This window comes from Salinisphaera orenii subsp. halophila YIM 95161 (assembly GCF_003732545.1).
In the GTDB taxonomy this organism is placed as follows: domain Bacteria; phylum Pseudomonadota; class Gammaproteobacteria; order Nevskiales; family Salinisphaeraceae; genus Salinisphaera; species Salinisphaera orenii_A.
Map to the genome: position 1 here is coordinate 20,376 of NZ_AYKF01000062.1, position 18,172 is coordinate 38,547.

Annotated in this window: 14 protein-coding genes and 1 tRNA gene; 7 read left to right on the forward strand and 8 right to left on the reverse strand. The window is 67.6% G+C overall.

Going from position 1 to position 18,172, the window contains the following annotated elements; all coding sequences use genetic code 11:
* The first annotated feature begins 104 nt into the window (after positions 1–104).
* Entirely contained in the window at positions 105–887 is a 783-nt protein-coding gene (locus SAHL_RS03720; protein WP_123590058.1) for an inositol monophosphatase family protein, read from the forward strand.
* A 407-nt stretch (positions 888–1,294) separates the two neighbouring features.
* On the opposite strand, the gene secF is transcribed toward SAHL_RS03720, so the two are convergent.
* From secF to tgt, 4 genes are all read right to left on the reverse strand, one after another.
* On the reverse strand, positions 1,295–2,236 hold the full coding sequence (gene secF / locus SAHL_RS03725; protein WP_123590059.1) for a protein translocase subunit SecF: 942 nt from the start codon (positions 2,234–2,236) through the stop codon (positions 1,295–1,297).
* 10 nt (positions 2,237–2,246) lie between these two features.
* Positions 2,247–4,100 carry a protein translocase subunit SecD gene (gene secD / locus SAHL_RS03730; protein WP_123590060.1) on the reverse strand — a complete coding sequence of 618 codons (1,854 nt, stop codon included), beginning with the start codon at positions 4,098–4,100 and terminating at the stop codon, positions 2,247–2,249.
* A gap of 61 nt (positions 4,101–4,161) precedes the next feature.
* Positions 4,162–4,488 carry a preprotein translocase subunit YajC gene (gene yajC, locus SAHL_RS03735; protein WP_123590061.1) on the reverse strand — a complete coding sequence of 109 codons (327 nt, stop codon included), beginning with the start codon at positions 4,486–4,488 and terminating at the stop codon, positions 4,162–4,164.
* A gap of 414 nt (positions 4,489–4,902) precedes the next feature.
* Positions 4,903–6,036, reverse strand: a complete 1,134-nt coding sequence (gene tgt / locus SAHL_RS03740; protein WP_123590062.1) for a tRNA guanosine(34) transglycosylase Tgt — start codon at positions 6,034–6,036, stop codon at positions 4,903–4,905.
* Positions 6,037–6,143: 107 nt separating this feature from the next.
* Between tgt and dacB the strand changes: the two genes are divergently transcribed.
* The 3 genes from dacB (at position 6,144) to SAHL_RS03755 (ending at position 8,918) form a co-directional block, all read left to right on the forward strand.
* Positions 6,144–7,637, forward strand: coding sequence for a D-alanyl-D-alanine carboxypeptidase/D-alanyl-D-alanine endopeptidase (gene dacB / locus SAHL_RS03745; protein WP_184947282.1), 1,494 nt, complete (start codon positions 6,144–6,146; stop codon positions 7,635–7,637).
* Positions 7,638–7,690: 53 nt separating this feature from the next.
* Positions 7,691–7,777: transfer RNA gene (locus tag SAHL_RS03750), tRNA-Leu, on the forward strand.
* A 226-nt stretch (positions 7,778–8,003) separates the two neighbouring features.
* The gene (locus tag SAHL_RS03755; protein WP_123590063.1) at positions 8,004–8,918 is read left to right on the forward strand and encodes a helix-turn-helix domain-containing protein; all 915 of its coding nucleotides are present in this window, start codon (positions 8,004–8,006) and stop codon (positions 8,916–8,918) included.
* A 70-nt stretch (positions 8,919–8,988) separates the two neighbouring features.
* Here SAHL_RS03755 and SAHL_RS03760 read toward each other — a convergent pair whose 3' ends face one another.
* Together SAHL_RS03760 and SAHL_RS03765 are read right to left on the reverse strand one after the other, a co-directional pair.
* Positions 8,989–10,617: a carboxylesterase/lipase family protein gene (locus SAHL_RS03760; protein ID WP_123590064.1), complete on the reverse strand. Its 1,629-nt coding sequence runs from the start codon at positions 10,615–10,617 to the stop codon at positions 8,989–8,991.
* A 126-nt stretch (positions 10,618–10,743) separates the two neighbouring features.
* On the reverse strand, positions 10,744–12,345 hold the full coding sequence (locus tag SAHL_RS03765) for a carboxylesterase/lipase family protein (protein ID WP_184947285.1): 1,602 nt from the start codon (positions 12,343–12,345) through the stop codon (positions 10,744–10,746).
* 656 nt (positions 12,346–13,001) lie between these two features.
* Here SAHL_RS03765 and SAHL_RS03770 point away from each other — a divergent pair.
* From SAHL_RS03770 to SAHL_RS03780, 3 genes are all read left to right on the forward strand, one after another.
* Positions 13,002–13,187: a CsbD family protein gene (locus tag SAHL_RS03770; RefSeq protein WP_123590066.1), complete on the forward strand. Its 186-nt coding sequence runs from the start codon at positions 13,002–13,004 to the stop codon at positions 13,185–13,187.
* Between the two features lie 298 nt (positions 13,188–13,485).
* Positions 13,486–13,905: an HIT domain-containing protein gene (locus SAHL_RS03775; RefSeq protein ID WP_123590067.1), complete on the forward strand. Its 420-nt coding sequence runs from the start codon at positions 13,486–13,488 to the stop codon at positions 13,903–13,905.
* Positions 13,902–14,108, forward strand: a complete 207-nt coding sequence (locus SAHL_RS03780) for a SlyX family protein (protein ID WP_123590068.1) — start codon at positions 13,902–13,904, stop codon at positions 14,106–14,108. Before SAHL_RS03775 ends, SAHL_RS03780 begins: the two co-directional genes overlap by 4 nt.
* A gap of 641 nt (positions 14,109–14,749) precedes the next feature.
* Here SAHL_RS03780 and SAHL_RS03785 read toward each other — a convergent pair.
* Both SAHL_RS03785 and ppc read right to left on the reverse strand, forming a co-directional pair.
* On the reverse strand, positions 14,750–15,136 hold the full coding sequence (locus tag SAHL_RS03785; RefSeq protein ID WP_123590069.1) for a hypothetical protein: 387 nt from the start codon (positions 15,134–15,136) through the stop codon (positions 14,750–14,752).
* Between the two features lie 165 nt (positions 15,137–15,301).
* Positions 15,302–18,058 (reverse strand): phosphoenolpyruvate carboxylase, encoded by a 2,757-nt coding sequence (gene ppc, locus SAHL_RS03790; protein WP_184947288.1) that lies wholly within the window; start codon positions 18,056–18,058, stop codon positions 15,302–15,304.
* Positions 18,059–18,172 lie beyond the last annotated feature (114 nt).

Sequence of the window (18,172 nt, forward strand, 5' to 3'; positions counted from 1 at the left end):
CCGGCTCATCGTCGTTCATCGCAGCTCCCGAAGCGCCCTTCACCGGGCGCAAATGGTACGCTAGCGCGCTTTTCCAGCCCATCCGGCGCAGCAGGATCCGTTCCATGCAACCGTTGACCAACATCGCCGTGACCGCGGCCCGCCGCGCGGGCGACGTCATCCTGTCCTACTACCGGCGCGGCGAGACCGGCGAGATCTCCCGCAAGGGCCACAACGACTACGTGACCGAGGCCGACCAGTACGCGGAGGCCACGATCATCGACACGATCCGCCGCGTCTACCCGCAGCACGCCTTCCTCGCCGAGGAGTCCGGCGAACAGGGCGAAGCCGACACGGTGTGGATCATCGACCCGATCGACGGCACCGCCAATTTCATGCGCGGCTTTCCGCATTTCTGTGTCTCCATCGCGGCCCAAGTCAACGGCGTGATCGAGCACGCGGTGATCTACGACCCGGTCAAGGACGAGCTGTTCACGGCCGATCGCGGTGCCGGCGCCTCCCTGGACGGCCGCCGCATCCGCGTCTCGCGCACCCTGCACATGCGCCAGGCCTTGCTGGCCACGGGCTTTGCCTATCGCAAGCAGATGGATGTCGCCACGCATTTGCCGCTGTTCAACCGCCTGGTCTCGGCCAGCTCGGATGTGCGCCGCGCCGGCTCGGCCGCGCTCGATCTGGCCTATGTCGCCGCCGGCCGTCTCGACGGCTTCTGGGAAATGGGCCTGGCGCCCTGGGACATGGCGGCCGGCATCCTCATGGTGCGCGCCGCCGGCGGCATCGCCGGCGATCCGCACGACGGCGATCCCCTCGAGACCGGCAGCGTGGTGGCGGCCAACCCCAAGATCTATCCGGTACTCGCCGGCCGTATCGCCAAGACCCCGTCGCGCTGAGCCGACCGCTGGCATCGCGGGGCCGGCCACTGCCATCGATTCGACGCTGCCGCCCCGCGTCTGAACCGGCCGGCGCGAACCGCGCTCGCGTCACCCTCGCCTGGCCGGTAATCCAGCCGGCGATCCGAATACGTCGGAATACCCGACCGGCGAGTGTCGCGTCACGCCGCCCCGAGAATCGCACCCATTACAGTCGCGCGGATCACGGCTGACGCCGTCGATAGAGCCGCCGCGCAGCGGCTGTGCCGGTCGCCCCAGCCTGCGTCGCAAGCCCGCCCGGTCGCGGAAATCGCCCTGCGATCCGCACGACGGCCACCGGCGTTTCGAGCCGGGTCGCGTGGCCGCGGCGGCCGATCCGGCGCGGTCGCGGATCGTTCCGTCGACCGCGCTACGGCCTCGCCGCGACGCTAGCGGGTGACTCGGGAGGCCTTTTCGGCGTCCTCTTCCCTGGGCGGGAACAGATCCTGGCTGGTCACCTCCAGCTTGAGCGCCAGCACGCTGGCCACGAAGATCGACGAGAACGTACCGATGACGATGCCGATCAGCAGTGCGGTGGCGAAGCCGTGGATTACTTCGCCGCCGAGGAAGAATAGCGCCAGCAGCGTGAGGATTGTGGTGCCGGAGGTCATCAGCGTGCGCGCCAGCGTCTGGTTGACCGAGGCGTTGACGACCTCCACAGGGGTGGCCTTGCGCATGCGTCGGAAGTTCTCGCGGATGCGGTCGAAGACGACGATGGTGTCGTTGAGCGAATAGCCCAGCACCGCCAGCAGCGCGGCCAAAACGGTCAGGTCGAAGTCGAGATGGAACAGCGAGAACACGCCGAGCGTGATGGTGATGTCGTGCACGAGCGCGGCCACCGCCCCCGCGGCGAGCTTCCAGTGGAAACGCACGATGACGTAGATCAGGATCGCGATCACCGTGTAGAGCAGGGCCAGACCGCCCTTGTTGACGAGTTCGTCGCCCACCTGCGGGCCGACGAATTCGACGCGACGCAGTTCGGCGGCAGAATCTTCCACGTCAAGGGCGTTCATCACGCGCGTGCTGACATCGGAGCTGTCTGCCCCCTCCTCGGGCGCCAGCCTGATCATCACAGAGTCCGAGGCCCCGAAATGCTGGACCGTGGCGTCGGGAAATTCGCCCTCGGCCAGGGCGTCACGCACGTTCTGCAGTTCCACCGCTTCGGGATAGCCGACCTCGACGATCACGCCGCCGGTGAAATCGATGCCGAAAGTGAGCTTCTCCATCGAGAACGACACGATGGATACGACAATCAGCAACGCCGAAAACACGAGCGCGTACTTGGCGTAGGCGACGAAGTCGATCGAGGTATCGGGCTTGATCAGACGCATCGAGGGCGACCTATATCGAAAGGCTTTGGAGCCGGCGCTTGCGGCCGTACACGAGATTGGCGATCGCACGCGTGCCCACGATGGCCGTGAACATCGACGTCAGGATGCCGAGCGACAGCGTCACCGCGAAGCCCTTGACCGGCCCGGTGCCGAAGCCGAACAGCACCACCGCCGCGATCAGCGTGGTGATGTTGGCGTCCGCGATCGAGGAAAAGGCCTTGTCGTAACCGGACTTGATCGCCGACTGCGGCGTGTTGCCGCCATCCAGCTCCTCGCGTATTCGCTCGAAGATCAGCACGTTGGCGTCCACTGCCATGCCGATGGTCAGCACGATGCCGGCAATGCCGGGCAACGTAAGCGTGGCCTGGAGCAGCGACAGCAGTGCGACCACGAGAATCAGATTCATGATCAGCGCGGCATTGGCGAACAGGCCGAAGCCGCGGTAGTAGACCGCCATGAACACGATCACGAGCAGAAAGCCCACGATCACCGCATTACGGCCCTGGGCGATGTTGTCGGCGCCCAGGCTCGGACCGATCGTGCGCTCCTCGACGATGTTGACGGGCGCCGCGAGCGCGCCGGCCCGCAGTAGCAGCGCCAGGTCGTGCGCCTCGTTGCGGCCCAGGCCCGTGGTCTGGAAGCGCTTGCCGAACACGCCGTTGATGGTCGCGACGCTGATGACCTCCTCGATCTTCTCCCGCTCGCGGATTTCCTCGCCGTCCTCGTAGCGGGTGTTGATCTTGTTCTCGGTGAACAAGACCGCCATCGGGTCGCCGACGTGCGACGAGGTTACGTCGAACATGTTGCTGGCGGCCTGGCCGTCCAGCGTCACGAACACCGCGGGGCTGCCGGACTGCTGGTCGATGCCCGAGGAGGCGTCGACGAGCTGGTCGCCGGAGGCGATCACCTCTTCCTGCAGCAGGATCGGCTGGCCGTCGCGCGTGTGATAGAGCTCGGTGCCCTCAGGGACGTTGCCGGTGCGCTCGGCGGCCTGGGCGTCCCGGCCGCGGGCCACGAGGCGATATTCCAGCGTCGCGGTCTTGCCGAGCAGACGCTTGGCCTCGGCCGTATCCTGGACGCCCGGCAGCTCGACCACGATGCGCGACTCGCCCTGCCGCTGCACGATCGGCTCCGCCACGCCCAGCTCGTTCACGCGGTTTCGCAGCGTGGTCAGATTCTGCTCCAGCGCGAAGTCGTTGATGCGCTGCGCTTCGGTTTCGGTGAGCGTGCCCACCAGCGTATTCTCGGCCTCCGGCGCCTCGCTAAACTCGAGCACGTCGAACTGGCTCGCCAGCGCATCTTCGGCCTCGTTCATCGCCTCGGCGCTGGGAAATTCGATGCGCACGGCGTCGCCGTCGCGCGAGGCGCGGGTGTAGCGGATGGACTCGTCCCGCAGAAAGCGGGGCACGTCACGTGCATAGCGATCGTAGGTGTTGTTGAACACCGTCTCCATGTCCACTTCCATGAGGAAGTGCACGCCACCGCGCAGATCCAGACCCAGCGCCATCGGCTCGGCACCGATCGCCCGCAGCCATTCCGGGGTGCTCGGCGCCAGGTTCAGCGCCACGACGTAGTCGTCACCGAGCTCGCGCTTGAGCTCGCCGGCAGCCTTGAGCTGCGTTCCCGTACCTTGGTAGAGCGCGAGCAGACGCCCTTCCTCGAGGTTGACGCTCTGGGGCGCCATGCCGGCGTTGTCGAGAATGCGCTCGACGCGCTGCGCGAGCTGGGCATCCGGTGCATCGCCGCTTTCCAGCGAGACCTGAACGGCGGGTTGCTGGCCGAAGACGTTGGGCAGCGCGTAGAGCACGCCTGCGGCCAGCACCGCCAGCAACAACAGGTATTTCCACAGCGGATAGCGATTCATAGCGGCCCGGTGACGATCGAGGGCCCGTCCGGCGCGCGCCGCGGGCCGGAATGGCGGTGCTCTAGAGCGACTCCAGCGTGCCCTTGGGCACGACGCTGGTCACGGCGTTCTTCTGGATGCGGATCTCGACGCCCTCGGACACCTCGACCACCAGAAAGTTTTCGCCGACCTGGCGAATGCGTCCCGCGATACCGCCGGACGTCACCACCTCGCTGCCCTTCTCCAGGCTTTCGAGCAGCTTCTTGTGCTCCTTCTGGCGCTTCATCTGCGGCCGGATGATCATGAAGTACATGAACACGAAGAACAGGCCGACCATGATGAGCGTCGGCATGATGCCCCCGCCCGCTGCACCGCTCTGGGCATAGGCGGGAGAGATCAGAAAATCCATAGAGTGCCCCTTGGTTTTGCGTTGGCTGTCGTGGCGCTGCCTCGGCGCGCCGTGCCCGGCAGGCGGCGTAGTATGCCATAGCCTCCACCGTGTCCGGCGCACGCTTGCGTTACGCCAGGGTCTGTTAACACCTCATGCAAACGCCGCGCTGGAGGCCGCACATCGTGTGCGGCAAGGCGCGAGTCGCCGATCATGGCGCGTCACGATCCAGACTGGCAACGCCGCGGCGCGCGCCCCTGGTCGATTGTTGCTGGGCGGCCCGCCCCGAAGGGCCAAACTCCGCGGTCCGGCAATCCCGTGTTGCCACACGCTGACGCCGAGTGACTGCGCGGCCCGCACGACGCCTCGTCCCGCCGCCCATAGCCCATTTTCGGGAAGCGCTTGGCGCGGACTCACGTGGTGCGTTGATAGGTCCTAGCTATGACCGAAGCCGGCGGCCTGGGCCGTGCCGGCGCCTTCGGGCCCGGTGAAGAAATCGGCCATGAAGCGCGGATAGTCGTCGGCCTCGATCGCCGTCCGGATGCGCGCCATGAGCGACTGGTAGTAGTACAGGTTGTGCCAGGTGTGCAGCCGCGCGGCGAGGATCTCGCCACAGCGGTACAGATGATGCAGATACGCCCGGCTGTAACCCCGGCACGTCGGACAGCCGCAGGCCGGATCCAGCGGCCCGGTGTCGTGCCGGTGCACCGCGTTCTTGATCTTGACCACGCCGCGGCTGGTGAAAAGATAGCCGTTGCGGGCGTTGCGCGTGGGCATCACACAGTCGAACATGTCGACGCCGAAGTAGACCGAGGCGACCAGATCGGCGGGCGTGCCGACACCCATCAGATAGCGCGGCCGGTCGCGGGGCGCCAGCGGCAGCACGCCGGCCAGGACATCGGCCTTGTCGTCCCAGCCCTCGCCCACCGAGACGCCGCCGATCGCGTAGCCGTCGAAGCCGATATCAACCAGCGCCGCCATGGACTCGGCTCGCAGATCGGCGTAGACGCTGCCCTGATTGATGCCGAACAACAGATTGCCGCTGTCACCGTGGGCCTCGCGACAACGCGCGGCCCAGCGCATGGAGCGCTGCATGGAGGCCGCGGCATCCGCCTGCGAGACCGGATAGTCGGTGCATTCGTCCAGACACATGACGATATCGGAGTTCAGCGCATGCTGGACCGACACCGCGTCCTCCGGCGACAGAAACCAGCGCGCCCCGTCCAGCGGCGACTGGAAGGCCACGCCGTCCTCGGTGAGCTTGCGCATACCGGCCAGGCTCCAGACCTGGAAGCCGCCGGAGTCGGTGAGTATCGGCCCCTGCCAGCCCATGAAATCGTGCAGCCCGCCGTGCTCGCCGATAACTTCGGTGCCCGGACGCAGCATGAGGTGATAGGTGTTGCCAAGCACGATCTGGGCGCCGAGCTCGGCGACCTCGGACGGCGTCATGCCCTTGACCGTACCGTAAGTGCCCACGGGCATGAATGCGGGCGTATCCACCACGCCGTGCGGCAGATGCAGGCGCGCCCGGCGCGCGTCGCCGGATTGGCACAGAGGTTCGAGATGCATGGGCGCGCAGTTTAGACATGGCCGGCGCCGGCGTCGACGCAGAGCAATTGAGTCCGCGACGGCCGATACATACACTGCGGCCGATGCCCCACTGCCCGCGCGCCCCCATGTCCACTGCCCGAAGCGTCGCCCGGCGAGGCGTCGTCGCACTGCTCGCCGTTGCCTGCCTGCTCGCGCCGGTGAGTGCGGGACTGGCCGCGGAGAGACTGTCCTCGCTACGCTCGCTGTCTCAACAGGCCGACGTCAGCGCGCTGGTCGTGCGCCTGGACGACATGCAGCCGATCGCCCGGCTCAACCCGGATCGGCGCCTGACGCCGGCTTCGGTAAGCAAGCTCTATGCGGCCGCGGCGGCGCTGGAACAGTTCGGCCCCGACCACCGCTTCAGCACCCGCTTCGTCAGCGAGGCCAGTCTGACCGAGGGCGTACTCGAAGGTGATCTCGTCTTCGTCGGCGGCGGCGACCCGGCGCTGGACAATGCCGGCCTCTGGTCGTTGATCGGCCGTCTGCAGGGGCGGGGCGTGCGCCGCGTCGCCGGCGACCTGGTGATCGACGACAGCCTGTTCGGCCGCGTGCCGTGCCTGACCAAGGACCGCTGCGACGCCCGCAGCGGCGCCTGGCACGCCTACAGCGCCCCCCTGTCCTCGGCCGGCGTGAACTTCGCCACCGTCCATGCCAGCGTCTACGCCGGGTCCCGCGCCGACGCGCCCACGCGCGTCGTCCTCCATCCGGACCGCCTGTCCGGCTACGACATCGACAATCGCGTGACCACCGGCGGCCCGGATACGCGGGCTCACATGAAGGCATGGCGAACCTACGACGACGGACGCTCCACGCTGCACCTGCGCGGCGAGCTGCCGGCCGGCGGGGGGCCGTATGAAGTACACCGCGCCGTCACCGGCCCGGCGGGCGAAACCGCGCGCGTGCTGGCGGCAATGCTCGCCGACGCCGGGATCGAGGTCGCCGGCGACGTGCGTGTGCAGGAACAGGCCGGCCGCGACGCCGAGCCGCTGGCCCGCATCGACAGCGATACGCTCGCCGAGCAACTGATTCCGATGATGGCCTATTCCAACAACTACATGGCCGACACGCTCACTCTCGATCTGGCAGCGGACAGCCAGTACAACCGGCCGCTGACGCTGCCGCTGGCGGCCCAGTCGCTGGAGGCTCTGGCCGATCGCGCCACGAGCCGGATCTACCCGGATCACGCCGGTGGGCGCGGGCCGATCTTCGACAGCGGCAGCGGCCTGGCGGTCTCGAACGAACTCTCCGCTCGCGACGTCGTGGCGCTGCTGGCCTATATGTATCGTCAGAACGCACTGTTCCCGGCGTTCTACGGCAGCCTGCCGGTGCCGCTGTCCGCGCCCTCGCGCACACTCAAGCAGGGCAATTTCGACTGGCTCACCCGGCTGACGGCCAAGACCGGCACCCTCAGCGAGCCGGTCACCGTACGCTCGCTGGCCGGTTACTTCCGTCTCGCCGACGGCGGCTTCGGCGCTTTCGCCTTCATCATCAACGGTACCGCCGACAATCCCGCGCTGACCTATCGTCAGACGGTCACCGCCTACCAGACCGACATGGAAGCGATCCTCGACACCTACTGAAAGCGATCATTGGTCGTCCCGGGCAGGCCGCGTATACTGCGCGACGCACACCGGCCCGGGTGGCGGAACTGGTAGACGCGTCGGACTCAAAATCCGATTCTGGCGACAGAGTGTGGGTTCGAGTCCCACCCCGGGCACCATGAGTCGCCAACTCCAGGCCGAAGCCTCGGCGGCACCTGTCGCCACGGGCTCATGAACGCTCTCATCACACCCCGTCGGCGCGATTTTCCCTCCGATCGCGGTGAGTTCGCGCTCGTCACAGCGGTTCGCTTTATAGCGCGCGCAATATGATCTCGCGCGATGTACGCTGGCCATCGTCTACCGCCGGCGTAGGATCGATTCGGCGCTGCGGAGGAGAACGCGGTCATGGATCGTTTACGCATCCTGAGTGGTCGAGGCCTGGTCGCCTGGCCCTGGGGTGACAATGCACTGGACACCGGTGACGCCGAGCTTCCGGCATGTGACGCCTTTCGACTCGAGGACGAGCGCAGCTACGCCCCACCGCCCGTGGTGACACACGCCGAGTGGCCCCGGATGCATGTGTCGTTGATCGTCAACGATGGCTTCACGACCTCGTACCGGGCCGGACTGGCCAGCCGTCGGTTCAACATCGGTCGCGGCAGCATCTTCATCTATCCCGCAGGTTTCGAACTCGCGACAATCCGCCCGATCGGCGGTTTCCGCATGCTGCTGGTCGAGGTAGGCGGTCCTCTGGTCCACCCGCTGACGCAGGGTCGGGATTCGCCGACCACGGCCGATGTGGAGCCGCTGCACAACGTGCGAGACCCGGGCCTGGCACGCCTGATCCTGGCTCTGGCACACGATCTCCGGCACCGGCGTCCGGCCGGACGACTCCATTCCGAGCATCTCTCGCTGGCCCTGGCCAGTTATGTGATGGGTCGCTACGGCATTCGGCACGCCGCGGACAGCGTGTCCAGCACGCTGTCCGGACGCCAGCGCGCGCGTGTCCGCGAGTTCATTCAGGCCAACCTGGCATGCGGAATCAGCATACTGGAACTGGCCGCTGTCGCCGGGCTCAGCCCACGTCATTTCACTCGCCTGTTCCGGGCGACATTCGGCGCGTCGCCGCATCAGTACGTTCGCGAACTGCGACTGGACCGCGCCCGCGCCCTGCTCAGCGACGGCTCGGCGGCCATCTGCGACGTGGCCCTGGCTGCAGGCTTCGGTAGCCAGAGTTATTTCACGGACCTGTTTCGCCGGGCGACCGGCGTGACACCGCGCCAGTACCGACTGCAAAACGGCTCGAAACCAGACCGATGATTGCGGGCGTGGCAGCGAGCCCGATGGCGCCTATCGCCACCGGGCCGTGGTGCCGCCTCGCTGTCCCGTCTCAGCCGTTCACGGCGGCCCAGAGATCACAGTGGTGATCGTCCGACAGTTCGGAGACGTCACGCGTGACCGGCTCCGGCAGCTCCAGCGACTGATAGCGGGGCGAATCCTCGCTGTAGGCCGGCCAATCCGGCGTGGCCGACGAATTCGGATCCGCGGTCGCGGCAAACGCCGTCCAATAGCTGACCATGTCGTCGGACAGCGCCGCCTGGGCCTCGTTGAGCGGCTTCGCCGTCCCGGTGGCACCGCGAAACAGTGGGAACAGATACTGAATCTCGCCCGTATGGTAGGCGCCGTAATCAAAGGAAACCGGCGGCGCGTAGACCGGTGCGGTGCGATCGGCGAATTCGTAGATATAGACCGGCACATGCTGCGCCAGGGCCCGGTCGAGCTGCAGCCCCGGGCAGACGATGCCGGAGTCGGTCTGCACCGCCGACAGCGCCAGGCTCGGCGAGTCGTAGGCGTCCAGAGGATAGGCATCGAGCACGTCCGAGGCACGGTCGCCGTAGCCGCTCTCGATCTGGCCCCGGTACTGCTCCGCCGTCACCGCCTGCCCGCTGCTAGTCTCGTTGACCGCGACGAAGAACCGGTTCTCGTCGCGGGTGGCACCGCCGATGACGGGAACCTGATTGAAGTCGCCGGACTGAAAGGCGGCCAGCAGCGGCTGCGTGATGAGCGTGCCGTCGATCACGGGATTGCCTCCGAACGAGCCCGCGGCCTGAATCTCCGCCACCGACAGGCTTCTCAGACAGGCCACAGTCTGCGCGGCGTCGTCGCTGTCGCAGTCGGTCGCCTCAGCCAGCGCGAGCGCATCGGCCTCCGCGGTGGCGCGATCGACGGTCGCCGGCCCCGCCCCGCTCTGGATGATCGCGCGATCGAACAGACCGGCCGCGGTCGGCGACGACAGATGGACCCAGACGCTCTTGCCGCCGGCCGACTCGCCGGACAGGGTCACGTTGTCGGGGTCGCCGCCGAAGGCAGGGATGTTGTCGCGCACCCACTCGAAGGCGAACTGCTGATCCATGAAGCCATAATTGCCGAATGGCTCATCGTCGGAATCCAGACCCGGCAGGGCGAGGAAACCGAACACGTTCATGCGATTGTTGATCGTGACCACGATCACGTCGCCGTCGCGGGCCAGCTTGGTTCCGTCGTAGTCGTTACCCCCGCCAGCGAGGATCGCGCCGCCGTGCATCCACACGATGACCGGAAGCGCGGCGCCGTCGGCCCGATCCGCCGGCGCGAACACGTTCAGGAACAGACAGTCCTCGTCCTGGCTGGGCGCGGCGAAAACGCCGAGCGTCAGCGTCTGGGCGCAGGTGTTGCCGAAGGCCACGGCATCGAGCGTATCCGTCCACGCGTCGGGGCTCTCCGGCGGCCGCCAGCGCAGCTCGCCGACCGGCGGGGCAGCATAGGGAATGCCCAGAAACGCGTCGACGTCACTCTCGACCCGGCCCCGGACCGGGCCGGCCGTCGTCTCGATGACCGCCGTGCGATCGGCGCCGTCGCCGCCGTCGGCGATATCGGCATCGCTATCGTCGTCGTCGCTGCAGCCCACGAGCGCGCCTGCGAGCAGCAGCGCCGTCAGCCACGGCGACGCCGTGCGGATCATTCCTGTCTTCCTCTTCATGGGATCTCCCCTTTTTGTGTTGTGGTAAGACGTACTGCCGCGCACCGCGCAAGCCGCGCCGCCCGTACCCGGGCAGCCGGCGCAGCCGATTGCACGCTCCGGATCACGCGGCAGTGCGATGTCGCGCTAGTTCGCCGCCAGCGCGTCCCAGAGATCGCAGTAGTGCGCAGCCGCGAGATCGGCAATGTCGCGGGTCACCGGCTCCGGCAGCTCCAGCGACTGGTACTGCGGCGCGTCGCCGGCATAGGCCGGCCAATCCGGAGTGCCGTCGCTGTTGGGATCCGCGACGTCGGCGAAACGCGTCCAGTAGCCGACCATGTCGTCGGACAACGCCTGCTGGGCATCGTCGAGTGCCTGCGGCGTGCCCTGACCGCCGGCGTAGAGCGGGAACAGATACTGGATTTCGCTGGTGTGATATGCCCCGTAATCGAAGGATACGGGCGGCGCATACGCCGGCGCCGTGCGATCGATGAACTCGTAGGCGTACAGCGGCACGTACTGCGAGAACCGGCGCGCCTCCTCGAGCGCCGGACAGACATAGTCGCTGTCGGTGGTCACCGCCGACGATGCCGCTCCGGGCGTGTCGTACTCGGTCAGCGGATAGGCCGCGAGCACCTGCTCCGCATCGTCGCCGTAGCGGCTTTCGATCTGGGACGTGTATTCATCCGCGGTCAGCGCGCTGCCACTGTTGAGCTCGGCCAGACCGATGAACAGCGTGTTCTCGTCCTTGTTGGTGCCGGAGACGATCGGGACCTGGTTGAAGTCGCCGGAGGTCAGCGCCTGATCGAGCGTCTGCGTCAGGATCGTGCCATCGAGCGGCAGGATCTGGCGGCTCTGATAGCCGAGCGCCATCGACTGGATCTCCTCGACTGACAGCGCGCGCAGACACTGCGTCGTCTGCTCGGGTGCATCGCTCTGGCAGCCCACTTGTTCGGCGAAGGCCACGCCCTCGGCCTCCGCGCTCGCCAGATCCGTGGTCGGCAGACCGGCGCCACTCTGGATGATCGCGCGCTCGAACAGGCCGCTCGCCGCCGGCGAGACGAGATGTGCCAGCACGCTGCGGCCACCCGCGGACTCGCCGAAGATGGTGACGTTATCCGGATCGCCGCCGAAGGCCGCGATGTTGTCCTTGACCCATCGGAAGGCGAACTGCTGATCCATCAAGCCGTAGTTGCTGACCGCCTGACCACGGTCATCGAGGGCCGGATGCGACAGGAACCCGAAGACGTTCAGGCGATAGTTGAAGGTCACGACCACGACGTCGCCCTGCGCCACCAGCTTGCTGCCGTCGTAATCGTCGCTCTCGCCGGCGAACAGCGCTCCACCGTAGATCCAGACCATGACCGGCAACTCCGCCTCCGGATCCATGTCCCGTGGGGCGAAGACGTTGAGGTACAGGCAATCCTCGCTCGCGCTCGGCGAGGCGAACACACCCAGCGTGTTGGTCTGGGCGCAGAAGTCGCCGTAGGCAGTCGTCTCCAGGGTTTCGGTCCATGACTCGGGACTTTCCGGTGGCCGCCAGCGCAGATCGCCCACCGGCGAGGCGGCGAACGGAATACCCAGAAACTGACTTACCCCGTCGGCGATGAGGCCCTGCACCGGGCCATTCGCGGTCTCCACGATCGCCGTGCGTGAAGCGCCATCGGCGCCGTCCCCATCGGCCACATCGACGTCGTTGTCGTCGCTGCAGCCGCCCAGCGCCAGCGCGCAGCCGATGGCGCACACCACGCGTCGCCATCGCGCCGTCCCCGCTCCCCTGATGCTCCTCATGCCGATACCTCTTATTAATCGTTTTGTACCAAGGCTCACTCGCGCCAGGCGCCCGCCGGCTCCTCTACCGACGCCCGCTCCATCCGCTGGCGCTGATCGACGCGGCGTCGACCACCGCTCCTAGTGTTTATCCCGAGCGGAGGGCGCGGTCTTTCGGATTCCGGCCTTTTTCTGTCGCGTTTCGGCCATGGGCGTATCCGGCAATCGATCGTGCGGACGACCGCGAGAAAACACGTCGAGCCACGTCGCATCGGACTCCGTCACGATGCGCGGCCGCCGCCCGGCCCGACGCTGGCCGCGCCGAGACGTTCAAGGCGACCGGCCGCGGTGGCCACAAGCATCGCGCGGGCCGCGACAGCGCGGCCAAGCGCATTGGAACGGGCGTCGAGCCCCGTTGGGCGGCCGCAGCGCCGCCGGCGCGCGCTCTGTCCGAGCCGCCCGTGTCGCCGGACACCCGACGTATTCAACCGAATTGCGCGCCAGCAATTAACGCGCTACCGTCGGCTTGCGATGGCAGGGCAGAGCAATTTCGGTGTATACAGGATGTTACGCGCGGGCCGTACGCTCCATGCAGGAGCGACGACGGCCTGACGCGCACTCAACGGAGATTCGACATGGTTGATGAAGATCGCAAGGCGGGCACCGCCGACAAGGTCAAGGGCTCCATCAAGGAGGGCGTCGGCAAGCTGACCGGCGACGAGGACAAGGAGGCCGAAGGCAAGGCCCAGAAGAACAAGGGCAAGGCCCAGGACAAGGTGGGCCAGGCCAAGGACAAGATGCGCGACAAGCTCGATAAGTAGTCGATCGCGACGCGTGGAACCAAACCGGCCGCAGCGGACGCTGCGGCCGGTTTTTTTTTGCGCTCGGCCCGGCTGGCGCCGGGGTCCGGTCGATCCACGGGCTCGACGCGGCATTCGGGTCGTTCCAGCCACACCGGCACCCACGTACGGCTCCGCGCGCGAGGCGGCGGCCACCGCGCTTGCAACGGACACAACCACGCCCAAAGCCGCCCGCACGCTGGAGCGGGCGCAAGACCCGTCGGCGGCGCGTGCCGCCGACGGTGCATTACACTACGCGCCGCACCACTGCGAGGCGCTGATGACCATCGACGACACCCTGCTGCGCGACTGCCACGTCCTCGGCCGGATCGACCACGCGGCGGTACTGCTCAACCGCAACGCCGCCGTGGGCTGGCTGATCCTGGTCCCCGAGACCGCAGCGGTCGACTGGCACGCGCTGGACGATGCCGAACACGCGCGCATCAGCGGCCAGATCCGGGCGCTGTCGGCTGCGGTCATGGCGCATTTCCGGGCCGACAAGCTCAATGTGGCCACACTCGGCAACGAAGTGCGCCAGATGCATATTCACGTCATCGCACGCCATCACCACGACCCCTGCTGGCCGAAACCGGTCTGGGGCCATCTGACGACGCACCGGGATTACGCGGGCACCGAGATCAGCGCCCTGCGCGCCACGCTCGCCGATCAACTCGGCCTCATCGAGGGCGGCCGAACATGAGTGACGACACACAGGAGTCGCTGGAGATCCGGCTGGCCTATCAGGAACAGGCCATCGAGCGGCTCGGAGACGTGATCTACGCCCAATCGCGCGAGATCGAGGCGCTGCAGGAACGCTGCCGGGAGCTGGAAGCGCGCGTGACCGCCCTCGCAGACGCCGGCGCGCGGCCCGAGGGCGACGACGAGCCGCCGCCGCACTACTGAGCCCGACTATTAACCCGGCGCCAAAACAGCTGAATCATCAGCTATTTTCAAGCACTTCGCGGCCGATGGCCGCGGCGAGCACGCTAGCGCATGCTCGCTTTATCAACTCGGCATGAACGTATTTTCATGCCGAGTTGATAACTAGCAACCAGGGCACGCCGACGCGTCATGCGAGCCACACCAGGCGCTGATTGACGGCAAGACGCGGCGCAAGTGCGCGGCCACGCCGGATCGACGCACGTTATCGACTCGATGGGACTCGGCCCGACAGATCGGGCCGCCTGCGACCCATTCACCCTGCGGCCTCTAGCGCCACAAGTCCCGATTAAGGCGCGCCACGATGGGCGACTCGCGCGTTGAAGAACACGATGTGCGATGCCCAAGGCGGCGTTCGCAGACATATCGACAAGCTGAGCGATGACCACGCCCCCGGGGCGAACGGTCGTCACGCGATTCGTGCCTGCGATGGCTGGGCGCATGGCGCCGTCGCCCGACACCCGCCGTGTCACGCGACTGGCCGAGCGCCGGACGGACCGCGTCCCGGACAGTGCCCGGCATTGTCGACGCAGCACCGCGCGACGCCTCGACCCAAGCGAACCGGGAATCGGCGGCCCGGCGCGGTTGCCGGGCCCGTCGACCGGTTAGAGCTGAATCTGGCCACCGCCCTGGCCGCCACCCTGACCGTAGCCGCCCTGGCCCGGCACCTGGATCTGCTGGCTCTGCTGGCGCTGCATCTCCTTGAGTTCCTCGATCGCGCGCTCGGCGGCGGCGTTCACGGCGTCGGGGAACTTGTCGATCGCATCCGAGAGGTTGTCCGCCTCGAGTTCGAACGACAGCGGCAGGTTGCCGGCCGGCGTCATCAGGCTGGCCGAGCCTTCGTAACGGACATCGCGCGAGCTGTCGTCCTCGCCCTCGCGGGTGACCGGGATCAGCTTGCGGATGCTGCCGACCTTCAGGTCCGAGAAGGATTCCTCCCGGTACATATTGTCGGCGTCGATCTGGATTTCCGGCATGTCGTTGGCGGCCATGAATACGTCCTTGCTGTTCGATTGATGCGGCCAAGGATAACAGCGCGCGCCGGGCCGACTCAGCGCCGGCCGGCGCCTTGCCGCTGAGCCCACCCGGGGACGCGGCCAACGCGCACCGACTCCGCCGTTTCAGCCGATTCGTCGCATCGCTTCTTCCACCAAGCCTCAGCCCGTATTGCGCATGCCCGCCGCGATGGCGTTGATCGAGCGCAGAACCGGGTCCAGCCAGACGCGGTCGCCGGCCTCGCGATAGCGCTTGAGCGCCACGATCTGGATGTGGTTGAGCGGGTCCAGATACGGCCGCCGCCGGTCGAGCGAGCGCTTGAGCACGGTGTCGTCGTCCAGCAGGTCGGCTTCGCCCGTGATCGCGAGCACGCCGTCGACCGCGCGCTCGTATTCGGCCCGGATGGCGTCGAACACCGACTGATGCGGGCCCGCCAGCGCGGCATAGGTCGCGGCGATGCGCATGTCGGCCTTGGCCAGCGACATCTGCACGCTGTCGACGATGGTCGCGAAATACGGCCATTCGCGATAGAGCCAGCGCAGCGTCTCGACGTCCACGCCCGACTCCGAGAGTGCTGCGCCCATGCCGAGCCAGCCCGGCAGCGTATGGCGCGACTGCGCCCAGGCGAACACCCAGGAGATCGCCCGGATCGAATCCTTGCTGGGCGTGCCGGAGGCCGGCCGCGAGCCCGGCCGCGAGCCGATGTTCAACGCGCTGATCTCGGCGGTGGGCGTGGCCGACTGGAAGTAGTCGAAGAAGCCGTCGGTCCGTTCGGTGAGTGTCCGGTAACGGCGCTCGCCGGCATCGGCGAGCTGTCCTGCCACCTCCGAATGATCGGCGTCGGCGGTCTGCGGCCCGCTGGCCTCGAGCGTGCCGGTGATGCCGAGCGTCAATTCGTGGACCGCGGTCTCCTTGTTGCTGTATTTGGCGAAGATCATCTCGCCCTGCTCGGTGAACTTGATGTGCGAGCGCACCGTGTTCGGCGGCTGCGAGACGATCGCCTGATGGGTCGGCCCGCCGCCGCGGCCGACGGTGCCGCCGCGGCCGTGGAACAGCACGCAATCGGCGTCGTGACGCTCGCAGACCGCGACCGCCAGCTGCTGGGCACGGTAGAGCTGCCAGCGCGAGGTCATGATGCCGCCGTCCTTGCAGGAGTCCGAGTAGCCGAGCATGACCTCCTGGCGCATGCGCGTCCCCGCGGCGAGGAAATCGCGGTAGGCCGGATGCGCGAGCAGCGCGTCGAGCACCGGCTCGATGTGTTCCAGATCGGCCACGGTCTCGAACAGCGGTGCGATCGCCAGGGGCGGCGGGGTCTCCTGACCGGGCTCGTAGACGCCGGTCACGCGCATCAGCCACAGCAGGGCGAGCACGTCGGACACGCTGTGGGTCATGGAGATGACATAGCTGCCGAACACGTCCGTGCCGAGCGTGCGCGAGAACTCGCGCACCACCGCGAGGCTGGCCAGCGTGTCCGAGACCGGGCCGGAAACGTCCACCCGGTCGATGCGCGGCGCCCGCTCGCGCTCGAGTTCGGCGGTGAGCAGCGCCACCCGCGCGTCGTCGTCGCGCTCGGCGTAGTCGTCGGCGACGCCGAGCCCGCGCAGGAGCTCGTCCACGCACTCGGTGTGGCGGGTGGATTCCTCGCGCAGATCCAGCCGGGCGAGATGGAAGCCGAACGTCTCGACCAGACGCTGAAGATCCTTGATGCCGTCGTCCGCGATCGAGCGGTCGCCGTGGCCGATCAGCGACTCGCGCATGACCCGGATCTCGTCGAGCAGCGCCGCCGCGTCGGGATAGGCCAGCGCGCTGCGTTCGCTGCGTTCGGCGCGCAGGCGCAGCTCGGTCTGGAGCTGATCCACCATCGCGGCGATGCGCTGACGCATGAGATAGAGCTTGCGGCGATAGGGCTCGGCGGCGAAGCGCTCGGCGCGGGCGCCGGTGTGTGCGGCGATCAGGCGCTCCTCGGCCTCCAGCCGTTCCCAGAATTCATCGCTGGGCGTGCACCAGCGCGCCGAGAACGACAGCCGGCTGGCCAGCGTGTCGATCCGGCGTAGATACTCGGAGAGCACCTCGCGCGCCTGCATGCGCAGGGCGTAGCGGGTCTCGCGCGCGGTCACGTACGGATTGCCGTCGCGGTCGCCGCCGATCCAGGAGCCGAACGTCAGCACCGGCGGCGGCTCGGGGCCGTCGCCGTAGTGGTTGGCCAGGGCCCGCTCCAGATTGCGATAGATCCGCGGCACCGCCTCGAACAGCGAGGCGCGGAAGTAGTACAGCCCGTTGCGGATCTCGTCGGCCACCGTCGGCCGCGAGCCGCGCACCTCCTCGGTCTTCCAGAGCACCTGGATGTTCTGGCGGATGTGCTCTTCGATCGCGGCCCGGCGGGCGTCGTCCGGCTGACCGAAGGACAGCTCGTGGAACCACTCGAACAGACGCCGCAGCGCGTCCAGCACCGCCCGCGGCTTGGCCTCGGTCGGGTGCGCGGTGAACACCGGCACGAACGACAGCGGCGCCAGCCGCTCGAGCACCGCCTCGCGATCCAGCCCGGCCTCGGCCAGCGCGCCGATGCTGCGGTTGAACGACCCGACCCACTGTGGACTGTCCCGCTCGGCCAGCGCCCGCCGCGTGCGGTGGGCGTGCAGCTCCTCGAGCAGGTTGGCCAGATTGAAGTAGATCGCGAAGGCGCGGGTGACCTCGGTCATGGTCTCCGGCGGCAGCGACTCCACCAGCCGCTGCAGCTCGGCGCGCCGCTCGGGATCCTCGGCCTCGCGCAGGTCGATGTAGCCCCGGCGCAGGGTCTCCACGGTGTCGAACACGCCGTCGGTGGCCTGGGCGCGCAGGACGTCGCCGAGCAGCGCCCCGGCAGCCCGGACCTGCGCCCGCAGGGCCTGATCGTGCTCGGCCTGGTCGGTATCGCTCATGGCCGGATGCTTCTCGTTGATGACCGGATTCATGGATTTTCAAGGCTTGCAAGCGTCGTGCCGAAAGCATAGCAAGCCCGGCGCGCCGTTCGTGGTCTGCTAACCTGTGCGGAT